10 protein-coding genes are annotated in these 16,135 nt (G+C 75.7%); 1 reads left to right on the forward strand and 9 read right to left on the reverse strand.

Annotation, left to right across the window (positions count from 1 at the left end; translation table 11 throughout):
* Positions 1-105 precede the first annotated feature (105 nt).
* A complete protein-coding gene (locus ACIOC0_RS02110; protein ID WP_402151213.1) occupies positions 106-1,290 on the reverse strand; it encodes a type III polyketide synthase in 1,185 nt (394 codons plus the stop codon).
* 420 nt (positions 1,291-1,710) lie between these two features.
* Between ACIOC0_RS02110 and ACIOC0_RS02115 the strand changes: the two genes are divergently transcribed.
* Positions 1,711-3,141, forward strand: coding sequence for a cytochrome P450 (locus ACIOC0_RS02115; protein WP_402151216.1), 1,431 nt, complete (start codon positions 1,711-1,713; stop codon positions 3,139-3,141).
* A 31-nt stretch (positions 3,142-3,172) separates the two neighbouring features.
* On the opposite strand, the gene ACIOC0_RS02120 is transcribed toward ACIOC0_RS02115, so the two are convergent.
* The 8 genes from ACIOC0_RS02120 to ACIOC0_RS02155 form a co-directional block, all read right to left on the reverse strand.
* On the reverse strand, positions 3,173-4,075 hold the full coding sequence (locus ACIOC0_RS02120; RefSeq protein ID WP_402151218.1) for an amidohydrolase family protein: 903 nt from the start codon (positions 4,073-4,075) through the stop codon (positions 3,173-3,175).
* A 142-nt stretch (positions 4,076-4,217) separates the two neighbouring features.
* Entirely contained in the window at positions 4,218-5,483 is a 1,266-nt protein-coding gene (locus tag ACIOC0_RS02125; protein WP_402153140.1) for a VWA-like domain-containing protein, read from the reverse strand.
* 41 nt (positions 5,484-5,524) lie between these two features.
* On the reverse strand, positions 5,525-6,802 hold the full coding sequence (locus tag ACIOC0_RS02130; protein ID WP_402151221.1) for an AAA family ATPase: 1,278 nt from the start codon (positions 6,800-6,802) through the stop codon (positions 5,525-5,527).
* Positions 6,803-6,921: 119 nt separating this feature from the next.
* The gene (locus ACIOC0_RS02135) at positions 6,922-8,430 is read right to left on the reverse strand and encodes a hypothetical protein (RefSeq protein ID WP_402151223.1); all 1,509 of its coding nucleotides are present in this window, start codon (positions 8,428-8,430) and stop codon (positions 6,922-6,924) included.
* A 142-nt stretch (positions 8,431-8,572) separates the two neighbouring features.
* Positions 8,573-9,142, reverse strand: coding sequence for a DinB family protein (locus ACIOC0_RS02140; RefSeq protein WP_402151226.1), 570 nt, complete (start codon positions 9,140-9,142; stop codon positions 8,573-8,575).
* 69 nt (positions 9,143-9,211) lie between these two features.
* The gene (locus ACIOC0_RS02145; RefSeq protein WP_402151228.1) at positions 9,212-11,056 is read right to left on the reverse strand and encodes a hypothetical protein; all 1,845 of its coding nucleotides are present in this window, start codon (positions 11,054-11,056) and stop codon (positions 9,212-9,214) included.
* Positions 11,053-14,829 (reverse strand): DUF5682 family protein, encoded by a 3,777-nt coding sequence (locus tag ACIOC0_RS02150; protein WP_402153142.1) that lies wholly within the window; start codon positions 14,827-14,829, stop codon positions 11,053-11,055. Before ACIOC0_RS02150 ends, ACIOC0_RS02145 begins: the two co-directional genes overlap by 4 nt.
* A gap of 67 nt (positions 14,830-14,896) precedes the next feature.
* Positions 14,897-16,096: an AAA family ATPase gene (locus tag ACIOC0_RS02155; protein ID WP_402151231.1), complete on the reverse strand. Its 1,200-nt coding sequence runs from the start codon at positions 16,094-16,096 to the stop codon at positions 14,897-14,899.
* Positions 16,097-16,135: the final 39 nt, after the last annotated feature.

Below are 16,135 nucleotides of genomic sequence, written 5' to 3' on the forward strand. Positions count from 1 at the left end.
CGGTGAGGCCGCGGTCGGCGAGGCGGGGTGTCACCGGATCCGGCGGCGGCACCCGGACACCCGACCTCAGCCCGCTGATTCCGCTGCGGGCGACTGCGGGCGGATCTACAGCCACTCGCCTTCCAGGGCGGTGGCGGTGAGGCCCGGCGCCGCCGCGTAGAGGACGGCGCGGCTGCCCGGCTTCTGTCCTGCGTCGTGCGCCCGCCGCATGATGTCGAACACGGCGGCGCCTCCGCGGTTGCCGCTCGTGTAGCTGTCCCGGCTGTGGTCCAGCAGTCCCGACGGCCAGGCGTCCGGCATGGTCTGCTCCATGTACTCCAGCACCCGGGTTCCGCCGGGGTGGGCGAGCAGCACGTCGGGGTGCCAGGAGTCGGGGTCGTCCTGGTACCGGAGGCGCAGCCACTCCCACATCGCGGTGACCGTCTCCTGCACGGCGCGCGGTCCCCGCCGGTCCATCACGAAGTGGGTGCCGTCCGCCCGCGTCTCCAGGCGGTGCAGGTCCTGTGTGCCGGGCAGGGTGTGGTGCCAGGCGGCGTCCAGCCGCAGCACCGACTCGCGTCTGGTGCGGCCCGTGACCACCGTGGCGACCGCGGCGTCCGCGAACAGCAGACGGACGATCAAGGACTCCAGGGTGTCGTCCGCGGGCTGGTAGGTCGTGCTCAGCGCCTCCGAGATCACGACCAGGACCACCCGGTCGGGGTCCGCGGCCACGAGCTCGGCGGCGAGCGCCAATGAGCGGGTGCCCGCGATGCAGGCCCACTGCGTGGCCGGCAGCAGCATCACGTCCTCGCGGAGGCCGAGCCTGTTGGCCAGGGCGATGTCCAGTCCGGGCAGAGCGGGGGTGGTGGAGTGACTGGTGATCAGGCAGTCGACGTCCGCTGTGTCCAGCCCGGCGATCTGCAGGGCCCCGCGCGCCGCACGCTCGCCGTAGGACCGCACGGCCTCCCAGGCCGGCGCCGTGCGCTCCTGGACGGTCTGCGGCGCGGGCACCGCCTCCAGCGCGGCGATCACGCGGTCCACGTCCTGCCGGCTGAACCCGTCGTTCGCCAGGGCCTCTTGGGCCGGCCCGATGTCCGCGGCCCGCAGGGCGCCGCCCTCGCCCGGTGCGACGGCGGCCTCCAGCGGCAGCATCCAGCCGCGCGTCTCGATGCCGGTGCTCGCGGCGATGCCGTCGATGCGCGGCTCCCAGGCCGCGCGCGGATGGCGGTCACGCACCTCCGCGACGATCTGGCTGGTCCGCACGGCGTGCTCGCCGTGTATCACGGCGGGAGGGCAGAGATAAGCGGCCATGGTGGGGCACCTTTCCAGGGGGAACCGGCGGGGAGGTCACGAGTGCTGTGCGATGGGTCACTTCGGGGTCGCGCGCCCAAGGGGTCGCCGGCGAACTCCACTTGGGGAGTCGCCATCTGCCCTCGAGCATGGACCGTAAAGGGACATTTCCGCTGTGATGCACACAACTCAGACGGCCTCTCGGTGTGTGACGCGGCACACACCGGCGAAACGCTTGGTATGAGCAGCGCTTGACCTACCGTCAGCCGGGGCGGCCGGCGGGCGTCGGTGTTTCGCCTTCTCCGGCTGCGGATTCATCGCTGGTGACGCCAGGGGAGCCGTGCGCTGAACTTTCCGCCCCACCTGGGGTAATGTCCCCTCCGATTTCAGCTGCCGACCGAACGTGTGTCGGTACGGGGCGTGCGGGAGGACGGCGACACGATGGCATCAGGGGTGGGCGACGGCGGGTCCGTGGACCTCGATCAGGCGCGGTTGGAGGAGTTGAGCCCTGAGCCCCTGCTGACCCGGGACTACGAGACCCGCCCCTCGCTCGTGTACGAGCGGCTCAGGGAGCGGCACGGCCCGGTCGCGCCGGTCGATCTGCTCGGCGTGCCCGCCTGGCTGGTCATCGGCTACCGCGAGGCGCTCCAGGTGCTCCAGGACGACGACGCCTGGCCCAAGGGGCTGGAGAACTGGCGGGCCCGCACGCAGGGCGAGGTGCCGGCCGACTGGCCGCTGGGACCGTCCCTGGAGGTCAACCACATCCTGATCCAGGGCGGCCCCGGCTACCGGCCGCTGCGCACGGCCTGGGACGCGGCCCTGAAGCCCTTCCAGGACCCGCGCCACGCCCAGGCGAAGCGGCTGAAGGCGGCCGTCACCGCCTACGCCGACGATCTGATCACCCTCGTCGGACAGGCCGGCGGCACGGGCCTCGCGGACCTGTCCGCCCAGTTCTCCCGCCCCCTGCCGTTGATGGTGGCAAGTCACCTGCTCGGCTTCCCCGGTTCGCAGGGCGACGACGCCCTGATGGACATGTGGCGGGTGCTGGACGCCGGCCCGGACGCCGAACCCGCCCTGGAGCGGCTGCTGGCGACGCTGACCGAACTGGCCGCCGCCAAACTGGAGAAGCCCGGGGACGACTTCCCCTCCTATCTGCTCGCCGCCCACCCCGAGCTGTCCCTGGACGCGCTCGCCCGCGAACTGTTCATGCTGCTGGGCATGACCTCCGACCACGTCGGCATCCTCATCTCCAACACGGTCGTCGAGGTCGTCTCGGGCGAGGGCGGAGTACGGGCCAGCCTCTCCGCCGGGATGGTCAGGGAGTCCATGAACCGGGTGGTCATGCGCAAGCCGCCCCTGGTCAACTTCGTGCCGCGCTTCGCGGCCAAGGACACCCCGCTCGGCAACTACACGATCCGCGCGGGCGATCCGGTGTGGGTGTCCTCCGCTGCCGCGCACGCCGACCCGCTCTTCGCCGACGGCATGGCCGCGAGCACCATGGTCAGCACCCGGGCGCACCTGTCCTGGGGCGCGGGCCGGCGCCAGTGCCCGGCACGCGAACTCGCCTCGACGGTCGCGGCGGTCGGGGTGGGCCGGCTCTTCGAGCGCTTCTCCCACCTGGACTTGGCGCTCCCCGCGGATCAACTGCCCTGGCGGTCTTCGCCGTTCATGCGGGGCCTGCGCTCGCTCCCCGTGCGGTACGAGCTGGTCCCGCAGTCCGTGGCGCCGCCGGCGCTGCATGCGGCGTCCGGCGCGGACTCCGGCGCCGAGTCGGCGCCCGGGCCCACCGGGACGATGAGCGCCGACCCGTCGGCCAGGCAGCGCTCCTCCCTGTGGCGCTACCTGACAGGCCTGATCCGCACGGGCCGCTGACCGGGCGACACTTCGGTATTCTGACGGTCTGTCACACCTCGCCCCTGAGCAGGCGGCCCGGGTTGGCGACGCGGAACGCGTACGCCGCCGCGCCGCCCAGGCCGAAGCCGGGGTGGCGCGGCGGGCTCGCGTACGGCCGGTCCGAGCCCTGGACGACGGCGTCCACGCCGAGCGAGCGGACGACCGCGTCGACGCCCGCCGGACCGTACGACGACGTCTCGACGTACACGTCCGGGTCCGCGTCGACGAGGCTGCCGTCGCCCCGGGCCGCGAAGCGCTCGCCGTGCAGCGGGGCCAGCCCCGCCAGCAGGGCGAAGCAGACCCGCAGCCGCGGATGCCGGGGCCGGCCGAAGGCGCGGAAGGCGAACCAGGCGGCGTGCATCTGCTGGACGTAGGGGACCATCGCGGGCCACCAGGGCGGCCCCTCCGACCCGCCCGCCGCCGGCCCCGGGTGCACGAACAGCGGGAGGCCGCGCTCCTCGAGCAGGTCGAGCAGCGGGGCGCAGCGCGCGTAACCCGCCGCGTCGGCAAGGGCGTTCGCCGGAAGCTGGAGACCGGCGAAACCCTGGTCCAGGACGGCGGCCGTCGCCCCCGCGTCGACGTCCCTGACGCACGCGGCGGCCCACGCCCCGAACGGTTCCGGCAACGCGGCCGCGTCCTCGTGGTAGGCGTCCAGGAGCGGCCGCGCCCGGTCCGCGGGCAGCCACTCGACGCCGAGCGGGCAGGACAGCGACACCAGCGCACGGCCCAGCCCGTCGCCGGCGGCCAGCTCGGCGCGGCGGGCCACGTCGTGGTCGGTGGGGGAGACCCGGTAGGGCGCCTCTCCGGCGAGGTGCAGGGTCCAGCCGTCGAGGAACGGCGGCTCGTCGCGGGCCCGCAGCGCCGCCAGGAAGGCGGCGCCCCACAGATGCTGGTGTACGTCGACGCTGGTCAAGACGCTCCTTCCGCAACGGCGCGCAGCGCACCGTGGACGTCGTCAGCCCCCAGGATGTCCCAGCCGCCCCCCTCCCCGTCCACCAGGGCCGGACCTGGGCCGGCTCCCCGTCAACCAGGGCCGGACCTGGGCCGGCTTCCTGTCAACCGCCGATCTCCACCACCCGTGCCCACGCGGGCGGCCTGTCCGGGACGTAATCCGGGTCGTCCTCGTCCCAGGAGCCGGCCGACAGCGGCCGGGGGAACAGGCCCACCACCGTCCGGCACGGCGGCTGTGCGCTCGGCCAGGGCGTCTGGCCGTCGGTCAGGACCACGATGACGTCCGGACGCGCCTGCGCCCGCAGCGCCCTCGCGAACCCCGAGCGCAGGTCCGTCCCACCACCGCCCACCAGTGGGATCCCCTCGCCCTCGCACAGCGGGTGCACGACCCGGGCCGAGGCGTCGCACGACAGGACGGAGACCAGGTCACGACGGCCGCCCACGGCACGGGAGATCGCCGCGACCTCCACAAGCGCGCTTCCCAGCTCGGAGTCGCTGACCGACCCCGAGGTGTCGATGATCACGGACACCCGGGGCGGACGCCGCCGCAGGCTCGGCAACACCACGCCGGGCAGGGCGGAAGAGCGGCGCGCGGGCCGCCCGTAGGAGTAGTCCTCGCCCGCGCCCGGAGCGGACGCCGCCGAGCGGACGGCCGCGCCCAGCAACTCCCGCCACGGCTGCGGCGGATGGAACGCCTCCTCGGCCCACCGCCGCCACCCCCGCGGCGCGGAACCGGGACGCCCGGTGATGCCCTGCGCCACCCGGAAGCGCACCGCGTCCCGCTGCTGCTCGCTCAGGCCGTGCGCCCCGTCCGGGCCCAGCTCCCACGCCCGTTCGCGGCCGTCGGCGCCGCTGCCGCAGTCCAGCCACGCCAGGTCCTTCAGGCGCGGCCCGAGCCGGAACATGCGCAGGTAGTCCTCCATCAGCTGCCCGCCGGGCAGCCCCAGCAGCTCGGGCAGGGCGGCACCCTCGGGCCGGAGCAGCCCGTCGCCGAACACGTCGTCGTTGATCTCGAAGTCCGCGGCGATGTTCAGCCGCAGGCGCTCGCCCGGGCCGGTCAGCCCGCGCTGCCGCGCCACCCGGTCACCACGCCCGTGGTGGTCGCGCAGCAGGTGCGACACCTCGTGCACCCACACCCCGGCCAGCTCCTCCACGGGCGTGCGGTCCACGAACGCCGGCGAGACATAGCACCGCCAGTGCCGGTCGACGGCCATCGTGGGCACCTGCCGGGACTCCACCGTGTGCAGCGCGAACAGGGCCGTCGCCAGGTAGGGACGCACCCGGGCGGCGTGCAGACGGGCCGCGAAGAGCTTGTCGAGGTCCAGGGCTCCCGGTGGGTCCGGCGTCCGGGCGCCTTCCTGTGTGGCCACGTCCACCGTGCCGGCTTCGCGTTCGCCGCACCTGTCCGCGTTCACCGTCCTGCCTTCGCGGCCGCGGCGGCGCGGGTCGCCGTGCGAGTCGCCGCCTGGTCCGCGCGCCGGGACATGGTCACCACACCGGCGAGCCGCTCGATCGACTCCGGCACGTTCCAGTCCCCTTGGCGCAGGGAGGCCAGGGTGGTCGCCGGGACGACGACCAAATCGGGGGCGCCCGTCTCCACCGCCCGCACGAGCAGCGCCCACGCCGCGTCCCAGCGCTGCTCGTCCGGACGCCGCCGCACGGCGTCCACCACGCCGTCGAGCGCGGCCTGCCGCAGGTCGCCCCGCTCGGGCAGCTCGGCGCCCGCCGGATCGGCGAGCAGCGTCTCCGGGTCGGGGAGGTCCATCCGGTCCAGGCTCGCCAGCAGCTCCAGCCCAGGACCGTCGCCCACGGCGCCCCGCACCAGCAGGGACAGGACCTCCCGGGAGGAGCCCGCCGCGGTCGCGAAGGCGACCAGGGTCATCGCCATCTCCCAGCTCCGGGGCGACGGCCAGGCGCCGCCCCGCCGGGTCTCGCTGCCGGGCAGCCGGTGCACCAGCGTCGGGCGGGTGGCCAGCAGCCCGCACACCGCGCGCCGCGCGAAGTCCACGGCGTCCGCCAGCTTCCCGGCGTCCAGCCGGGGCAGGGTCGCCCGGGGCCAGGTCCCGCCGAGGCCGCGCACCACCACCTCGGGGTCGTGGGCCCACTGCACATGCACGAACCGGTTGGCCAGCGGCGCGCTCAGCTCCCATCCGTCGGCAGCCGAGGACCGGGGGTTGGCGGCGGCCACGATCCTCACCCCGGACGGCAACCGCAGCGCGCCGATCCGGCGTTCCAGCACCAGCCGCAGCAGGGCGGCCTGGACGGCGGGCGGCGCGGTGGACAGCTCGTCCAGGAACAGCAGCCCCTTCCCGGCCCGCACGAGCCGTACGGCCCAGTCCGGCGGGGCCATCGGGACACCCTGCTCCGCGGGATCGTCCCCGATGACGGGCAGCCCCGAGAAGTCGGACGGCTCGTGCACACTCGCGATCACCGTGGTCAACGGCAGATCCAGGGACGCGGCGAGCTGGGTGAGCGCCGCGGTCTTGCCGATGCCCGGCTCACCCCACAGGAGCACGGGCAGATCGGCCGCCACGGCGAGCGTCAGGGCTTCCAGCTGGTCGTCGGGGCGCGGTTCGGTCGCGGTGTCGCGCAGCAGACGCAACAGTGAATCGGCGAGGTCGAGTTGAGACGCCTCGGCAGGCTCGGAGCGGAGGACGGAGTCCATGGCGAACGGGGTGCGTGTGGGCATGGGTGATCACCATCGGTATCTCGGAGGGGGGTGACAAGGAGTGGCGTAGCGTCAGAACAAGCAGCAAAAAGAACAGTTGCCGGAGTGATCGGTCGTCGGGCCCGGCGAGCCGGCGCGAGTCAGTGGAAGGCGCGGCCGTCCGGGTGTGAACGGCTGCGGCGTGAACGGGTGTTGCGCCGGCGGCGCTCGCCGCGGTCCTCGGTGCGGAAGCGGGCCGGCTGGGGGTCGGAGAGGCCCGCCCGGTACAGCCCGTAGGTGATCCGCCGCAGGGCGGCGTCCTCCAGCGCGTCCCGCAAGGGGCCGCCGCGCACCACCGCGTCCGGGCCGAGCAGACCTTCCACGACGGCCAGCGCGCCGGCGATGTCACCGTGGTCGAGCCGTTCGCGGACGCCGGTGAGGCAGTCCGGGCGGCGGTGCGCGTCGTCGACGGCCTGGAGACAGGGGAGCGGAGTGCCGGTCAGCGCGACCAGCAGCTCCTCCCGCCTGAGCTCGTCCGGATCGTGGTCGAGCGGGGCCAGCGCCCCGTCGACGAGACCGATCCGGTGCGTGGCTCCCCGGCACTCCACGAGCCGTGGCGCGCCCGCACGGTCCGGCGACGGGCGCGGCTCGGCCGGCGGCGTGTGGCCCGGCACCAGCGCCGAGGCGACCAGCGGGTGCAGCCGGTCCGCCTCGATCGCACCGGCGCGCAGCAGCGCCAGATCGGGGAGCTCCCAGGTCGCCGCCTCGGGCAGGACCGGCAACCCGGAGCCGACGACGTCCTTGGTCGCGGCGGTGATGCGCGGGACGGGAGGCCCGCTGCCGCCCGCGAGCAGCTCCAGGAGCAGCCGCTGCCGAGCCCCGGACCGTACGACGACCGCGCCGACGCCGGCGCTCCGGCCCTCCGCGCGTAACAGGATCTGCGCCTCGCCGGCCCACCGGTGGACGGCCCGACGACGATCCTGGCGGAGACCGGCAAGAGGCGGGGCGTCCCAAGGATCGGGGTGAGGCGGGAGCTCGGGGAGACCGGGTGGGCCGGGAAGCGCCCCCAGGAGCTCAAGGCCGGCGTCGGGACCGATCTCCGGCCGGTCCGCCCCCGACCGTGCCCTCAGCTCGTCCGTCCTGCGCGCGTCCCACAGGTGACGGTGCAGGTCCAGGCGGTGACGCCGGTGCGGACGGGGGTGCGGGTGGCGGCCGACGCCGACGGTGCGGTCGGTCCCGTCCCACAGGGCGAGGCTGATCCGCTGACCGGCGTCCGCCCAGGCCGGCGGCGTGCGCGCCACGAGGTGCAGCGGGCGGGGCCTGCCGCGGCCCGTGCCGTCGTCGTCGACGTCGTAGCGCGCCAGTGTGAGGGTCAGACCGGGGCGCAGCAGGCCGTCGGGAGCGATCCTCGGCATGTGCCAGCGCAGCAGGTCCGGCGCCAGGTGCCGCAGGTCGGCCCGTAGTCGGGCGGTGAGTTCCCGGCCGTGGGTGCGCGCCACGGCGCGGAGTCGGAGATCGACGTCGACGCCGGCTGCGGCGCACGCGCCCGCCCAGTCCCCGGCGTGGCGCCGGGCGGTGGCGGTCTCGATCATGGAGGGCGGCACGGCGAACTCGCGCACGCGCAGCCAGAACGAAAGGCGGGAATCCCCGTTCGCGGTCGAAGTGAGCATCAGCGCTCACCTTGCGCGGACGGGACCCCCGATCTGGTGTCGGAGTGAGTGGTCATCGCGGGCGAGCGTAGTGCCCGTCCGCGTGACCTGTCACTCGATTAACGTCCGGGCGTCCGGGCCCGGTTGTCGGCTGTCCGGCTGCTCAGCCCATGCTCTTCGAGCCGTCCAGGGCCTCGCGGATGATGTCGGCGTGGCCGGCGTGCTGGGAGGTCTCGCCGATGATGTGCAGCAGCACCCGCAGGGCCGACCACCGGGCGCCGGGCTCGAACCACGGGGCGACCGGCAGCGGATGGGACACGCTCAGGTCGGGCAGCGTGGCGACGAGCTCGTCCGTGCGGCGGGCCACCTCGGCGTACTCCTTCAGCACCCCGGCCAGCGTCTCGCCGGGCAGCATCCGGAACTCGTCGGCACGCCGGGCCCAGTCGGCCTCGGTCATCTGGTCGAAGTCGCCCATCGCCGAAGGGCCTTCCAGGATGAAGTCCCCCCACTTCCGCTCGACCGAGGTGACGTGCTTGATGAGCCCGCCCAGACACAGCTCGCTGACGGTGGTGCGCCGCCCCGCCTCCTCGTCGCTGAGGTCGCGGGTGGTGAGACGGAGGAAGTTCCGGTGGTGGGCCAGGGCCGCCAGCAGGTCGGCGCGCTCGCCGGCGGCGGCCGGGGCCGCGGTGCCCTGACCGGTGGTGTCGGGGGCGAGGGGCTGGTTCGCGTTCATCGTGATCTCCGGCTCGTCGGCGGTGCTGTTCCGTGGACAAGCACCACAGTAGGAGCCGTGTAGGTCAGATCATGACCTAGAAGGACGCGTGGAGGAACGCGTCTCGCCGGACGCGTTCCAGGCCCCCGCGCACAGCGCCCGCTCCACCTCCCGCAGGTAGACGGCGGAGGCCAGCCAGGCGCGGGCGAAGCGGTCCGTGTCCGCCGGGAGCAGGCGGCCGAACGCGTCGCGGGAACGGTCGGCGGCGGCCGCGTGCAGCCCGTCGAGGCAGTCGCCCGCCGTGGCGAGTCCCAGGCGGCGCAGCCGGCCGCCGTCGCCGCCCGCGCCGCCGCCGGGGAGGGCCAGGACACGGCGTCCGCCGGAGACCGTCTGGTGCACCCTGCGGCGCAGGAGGTGCAGCGGCGCCTCGTCCGCTGCGGGGATGGGCAGGGACACGGGGACGGCGCCTTCCGACGCGGGCAGGTCGGCGTGCTGGAGGCGGTCCAGGCCCAGATCCACCCGGGCGGCGCGGTCGGCGGGGTGCTCGACGGCGAGCAGCAGGGCGCGGGGCAGCGGGCCGGGCGTCAGCCGGGCGACGATCCGCAACCGGGCGCCCCGCGCGGCGGCGAGCAGACGCAGGTTGTCGCGGTGGGGGAGGGCCGGGTCGTCGTGGGCCGCCGCCAGTCGGAGCGTCAGCCCCTCGCAGTCGGCCAGCAGACACTCGCCTGCCGCCTCCCGGATCGTGCCCGCCAGGGTCACGTCGAGGAACAGCAGGCCGTGCGCGTCCGGCCCGCCCGCGAGGGCCCGGCCGACCTGCTGGGCGACGGGAACCGCCCACAGCCGGGCCGTCGGCCCCTCGTGCCAGGACGCACCGGACGCGCGGACCGCCCGCACCCCCGCCCCGGCGCCGAGCCGGCCCGTGGGGGAGACGGTCGCACCGGACACCGCGAGTCCGGCGCGGGACAGTTCACGGGGGGTCAGGGCGGTGTCGCCGATCCGTACGGCGCGGTCGGCGGCGCCGGTCACCCGGCCGGGGCCGCCCGGCGCCACGTCGGACACCGTGTAGAGGCGGCCGTCGGCGTCGGCGGTCCAGGTGACCGCGCCCGCGTACCCCGTCGCCGTGAGGACGGCCTCCGAGAACAGCCCGTACAGACGGAGCGAGCCGTCCGGACGGTACGGCTGACGTGCGGCGCCGCGCAGTCCGGCCAGGTCCGCCCCGGTGGCCGCGGGTAGCCGGTGGGCGACAGCCAGGGCGTCACACACGGTGTCCGCCAGATCCGCGAGCCGGTACGCGGGGTCGGCGGAGCGGGCCGCGCGCACCCCGGTGACCACGGCGACCGCCGAGGCGGAGGCCCGGGGGAGTGCGGCGAGCCGTGCGGAGTGCGCGGCGCGCAGCAACTCCGCCTGGAGGACGGCCCCGGCGCCGTCCGTCCCGGCTTCCAGGACGGCGGCCGTCGCCTCGAACACCGCGCGGGCGGCGTTGAGTTGAGCGGGCGTGACGGTATCGGGGGCCGGTGCTCCGCCCCCTGTCTGTGGCGGCCCCGCCTCACCTCGCGGCGGTTCGGTATCGCCTCGCGGCGCGTTCGCGTGCTCATCGGCCGGGGCTGCGGCTGCGGTGGGGCCGGTCCGGGGGGCCGCAGCGTCGTCGACGGCCACCGGTGCGGCCGAGGCCGCCGCCGCGCGGTGCAGGCAATCCGGTGCGAGCAGGCACCCGCAGCGGATGGCGTCCGCGCGGTTCACCGCCCCGCCCGCCGTGTGCAGGACGAGTTCGGTGTCGTCGTCGACGGCGATCCGTACGATGTCGCCCTCGCGGACGACCGGACGCGCCGTGAGCTTGGCGACGCCGGCGTCCAGCCGCTTGCGCAGCCGCGGCGACAGCGCCCCGACGAGCTCGGCGGTGACGGACGGGTCGACGGGAGGCAGGCCCGGGTTCATGCGATCTTCTCCCCTACCCAGCGGGCGAGTTCGAGCGGACTGAGAGCGGCGACCGGCATGCCCGCGGCGACCAGCCGGCCCGCGACGCCTGTCGAGTAGCGGGGCCGGCCCGTGTCGTCGAGGCTCGCGCAGCCCAGGACGTGGCAGCCCGCGCCGACCAGCGCGCGGACCTCGGCCAGCAGTCCGCCCAACGGATAGCCCTCCTCGAAGTCGCTGACGACCACGACGAGGGTTCGCGAGGGGACGGTGACCAGTTCACGCGCGTGCCGCAGCCCCGCGGCGATGTGCGTGCCGCCGCCCACGCTGACCTCCAGGAGCAGCGACAGCGGATCGTCGATGTGCCCGGTGAGGTCGATGACCTCGGTGGAGAAGGCCAGGAAGTGCGTCGACAGGGTGGGCACCCCGGCCAGCACGGAGGCGGTCAGCGCGGCCCACACCGTGGACGCCTCCATGGACCCCGACACGTCCGTCACAAGGATCAGCCGCCAGTCCGCGGCCCGTTTGGCGCGGGTGCGGAAGACCGGGTGCTCGGGAACGACGTGCACCCTGCCGTCGGAGCTCCGGCGCGCGTTCATCAGGTTCGCCCGCAGGGTGCGGGGCAGGTCCAGGCCGCCGCCCGGGCGCCGGCTGGGGCGCGGCAGGGCTGTGCCGTGCAGGGCGGGCCGCAGACGGGTGGCCAGCTCACGCGTCAGCGCGTCGACCAGTCGCCGCACGAGCGGACGCAGCGCCGCCAGCCGCGCCTCGGGCAGTCCGCCCGCGTGCTGCAGCACCGTCCGCAGCAGGTCCACGGAGGGGCGCACGCTGTCGGCGTCCAGTTCGGCGAGCACGTCCCTGCGGCCCGACGCGGCGGCCGCCGCCAGCACCTCCTCCCGGATGCCGGGGCCGAACAGCGCGGCCAGCTCCTGCGACCACTCCCGCACGCCGGGATACGGCGCCTCCCGGCCACCGCGCCCGCCAGGGCCGGACGGCTCGCCCCGGCTGCCCTCGCCGCGCCCGCTGCCGTACAACTCGTCGAGGGCAGTCGCCAACGAGGCGGCAGCGGGCGGCAGCGCGTCCCCGCGCCGACCGAGGACGAGCCGCCAGCGGTCGGCGGGGGCGAGGAGCCGCTCGTCCTCCGGGGGAACGGCGAGGGGGGAGACGCCCCCGGTGTCGCCCCGGCGGCCGGATGCCGTACCGGTGCCTGCCCCGGCGTCAACCCCGGCTCCTGCGTTACCCCCGGCTCCGGCGTCACTCTCGGCTCCTGCGTTACCCCCGGCTCCTGCGTTACCCCCGCCTCCGGCGTCAACCCCGGCTCCTGCGTCACTCCCGGATCCGACGGTCGCCCCGGCGTCAGCCGCGACCGAGGCCGCCGCGTTCGCCTGGATCCCGCCCGCCTGTGTCGCGTCCGCCCGGGGTGTGTCCGACGCTCCCGCCCTGCCCCCGCCCCCGGCAGGCAGCAGGCCCAGTTCGCGCAGCGCCTCGCGGGCCGTGAGGTCCGACCGGGTCCAGGCGGCCAGCGCGATCGGGTCGACGCCCTCCGTGTCGGCCACGCGTGTGCCGCCGAGACGCTCCTCGACGGCGGTGAGGAGGCGGTCGCGGGCGGCCGGGCTCAGCGCGTCGAACCCGCCCCGCAGAGCCGGAAGCCGGTCGAGGAACTCCCGGTCCTTCAGCTCCGAGATGCGGTCGAGCAGTGGCTCCAGCGCGGGCACGGCCGCCTCCAGCAGCGGGCCCGCGACGGTCAGCAGCCCGGTGAGGCGCGCGGTCAGCGCGGACCGCGCGTCAGGGTCGACGGCCCCGTCGACCCACGAGGCGACGCGCTCACCGAAGTCCCGGGCGTCCTCGTGACCGAGCAGGACCCGGACGGCGCCGGCCGCCCCGCGCATCAGTGGAGAGCCGTCGGTGGCCAGCCGGCCGAGCGCATCGGTGAGACGGATGCCGCCCGACCGATCGGCCCGCTGGGCCAGATCGAGAAGGGCATGCGCGTCGGCCCGGTCCTCGGACCCCGTCAGTCCGTCCACCTGCCGGACCGCGGCCGCGGTGAGCAACTCGGCCGCGTCGGTCACCCGGTCCGCGCGCTCCGCAGGATCGAGCCCCGCGAAGTGGCCGGCCCGCAGTCGGTCCAACAGGGCCAGTCCGGCGAGGAGTTCGGGCAGGGTGCCGGCCGGCGGCAGCACCTCGGCGACGTCGTGGAGCCGTTCGTCCGTGAGCGCGCCCAAGCCGCACTCCGCCGCGCCCGCCAGTCCCGCCGACACCTGCGCGGCCGTCGGTCCGCCTTCGTCCCGCTCGGCGCGCCGCCGCTCACGCAGCACACCCTCGGCGGCCTGCGCCGGGGTCACGCCGCGCATCCCGGCGGCGGTCAGCATCGCGGCCGTGGCCGGCGTCCAGCGCACCTCCCAGCGCGAGGTGAGAGCCTCAGCTCCGCCCGCGCCGACGACCTCCCTGGCCTCCCCGTACGGCACCCCGCACACCGTCAGCCGACGCAGCAGCAGCTCGCGGCGGCGGTCCAGGTCGGAGCGCAGCGGGTCCAGACGCAGATCACGGGCCTGTCCCTCACCGCCCTGCGCCGGCCCGGGCAGTCCGAGCGCCGCCACCTCGTCCTCGACCGCCGGGGCGAGTCCGCTGCGGGGCGCGTCCGGCGCGGGCCGCCCGGTACGGCTGCCGACGAGCACCCGCTCCATCGCCCGCGCCACCGCCCGGCCCCGCCCGTACGGCTCACCCTGTGCGAGGACCGTCTGCACCGCTTCGACCAGCTCCCCCCGGCCGGCGGCGGGCAGCCCCCTCAGCCGGGCGAGGTCGGAGGCGAGGCGGACGATCTCGCGGGCGTCGGCGGGGCCCGACGGGTGCCCGAGGGCGCGCAGCTCCGCGCACACCCGCACGGCCGCCCGCGTCAACGCCTCCTCCAGCGCCGCCGGATCGCCGGCCGCGCGCAGCACCATGTCCTGCCACTCCGGGTCCCGGATGCCCGCCGGGTAGCCGGAGCGCTCGTCGAGCAGGGCGTAGGCGTACGGGATGAGCGACGTCGTCCACGCGGAGCCGCTCGTTCCGTCCGGCGCCTGCGCCGCGTCCCCTGGGACCGGTCCCACCAGCGCGGGAGCGTGGAAGGCCCCGACCACGGCGGCTGCCCGCTGCCCGCCCGCCGTCGCCTCGGCCAGCCGGGCCCGCATCCACCGCTCGCGCCCCAGGTCCACCCCGGGCACCCCGCCCTGCGCGACCGCGTCCGCGCGCAGTGCCCACCCGGTGAGCAGGGCCGCCCGGCGCAGCGACTCTGGCGGCGAGCCGGGGGCGGTCGCCTCGACGAGCCGGTCCCACAGATCGTCGCCCGGCCGCCCCGTCAAGCGGGCCCGCAACGCCCCGGCGAGCCCCGGCCTCCCGCCCTCGGACGCGGGCTGCCGCCGGTCCTCCTGCCAGGCCCGGTCGGCGAGCGGCAGATCGCAGGCGACCACCGGCGTCCCGCGCCGGGCGGCCCACCGCACGGCGGCCAGCTCGGGCGAGAAGTCGGCGAACGGATAGAACGCCGGCTCTTCACCGCCCCGCCCGCCCCCGGGAGCCGCGGCGAGCGCGACCGGGGCCACCGTCTCCTCGTGTCCGAGCCACGGCAGCCACTCCTGCATCTCGGCGGGCAGTTCGACGAGCAGCACGTCCGGCTCCGCCGCGTCGAGCAGCGCGGGCACGGCGGCGGCCAGCGAGGGCGCGTGGTGCCGCACACCGATCAGATAGGGCGCGTCCGGCCCGGTGAGGACGGCGAGCGCTTCGGCGGGCGTGCCGGTCAGGGTAGCGAGCGTCCCAGCGGGCATGCCGGTCCCGCTCTCGGCGCCGTCGCCGGGGCCGGACAGGGCAGGGGCGGGGGAGAGGGACACGGCGTCAGCCCTCCAGGACCGTGCGCAGGTCCCACAGGGTGCGCCAGGTGGCGGATCCCTGCTCGGCGCGCCGGCGGACCGGGCCGTCCCAGTAGCCGCGCAGCCGCGCCGCGTCGGCGGGGTCGTCCTTGCGGACCACACCGAGCAGATGCCCGGGCAGCAGACCGAGCACGTCACGGTCGCCGGGGAAGTACGCCGCGGCCAGCGCCAGCGCGCCCGCGACGGACACGGCCTCGGCGGTGCTCATCACCGTCGACGGCCGCTCCACCTCCCACCCCTCCGCGGACCGGCCCTCGCGCAGGTCCCGGAAGGCGGTGACGAGGGCCTCCAGGACGGCGTCGTCGACCTGGAAGGGCGCCCCGGCCCGCTCCACCGAGGCCCGCGCCTGACCGCGCACCAGCGCCGTCTCCGAGTCGAGGTCCGAGATCGGGCCCACCGTCTCGAAGTTGAACCGCCGCTTGAGGGCCGCGGACATCTCGGAGACGCCCTTGTCCCGCAGGTTGGCGGTGGCGATGAGGTTGAAGCCCGGAGCCGCGTGCGCCAACGCGTCGTCCGTGCCCGACAGTTCGGGAACGGCGATGCGCCGCTCGGAGAGCAGCGACACCAGAGAGTCCTGCACCTCGGGCAGACAGCGCGTCACCTCCTCCACCCGGGCGATGCCGCCCCGCCGCATCGCGGTCAAGACCGGCGAGGGCACCAGCGCCTGACGGCTGGGGCCCTGCGCGAGCAACAGGGCATAGTTCCAGCCGTACTTGAGCTGGTCCTCCGTGGTGCCGGCGGTGCCCTGCACGACCAGGCCGCTGGTGCCGCAGACCGCGGCCGACAGCAGCTCCGACAGCATCGACTTCGCGGTGCCGGGCTCGCCGACGAGCAGCAGGCCCCGCTCGCCCGCCAGAGTCACCACGCACCGCTCGACCAGTGCCCGGTCACCGACGAACTTGCCCTCGACCACGAGCCGGCGCGGCACCCCCTCGGGAACGTGCGCGCCGTCGGGCAGCTTCAGGGCCCGGCCGTCGCTGCCCATCACGAACGTGACCACCGCACGCGGGGTCAGTCGCCAGGCCGGCGGACGCGGTCCGTCGTCGTACGCGGCGAGGAAGGCCAGCTCGTCGGCATACCGATCCTCGGGCGGCGCGATCTGGCGGGCGGACGCCGACTCGGAGGCGGAACCCGGGTCGGACAGGGGGGCGGGGACAGTGGTCATCGGCGCGGGTTCTTCCGGGTAGGGCGGGCGGGACGGGTG

This window comes from Streptomyces sp. NPDC088254, assembly GCF_044740925.1.
Taxonomy (GTDB): Bacteria; Actinomycetota; Actinomycetes; order Streptomycetales; family Streptomycetaceae; genus Streptomyces.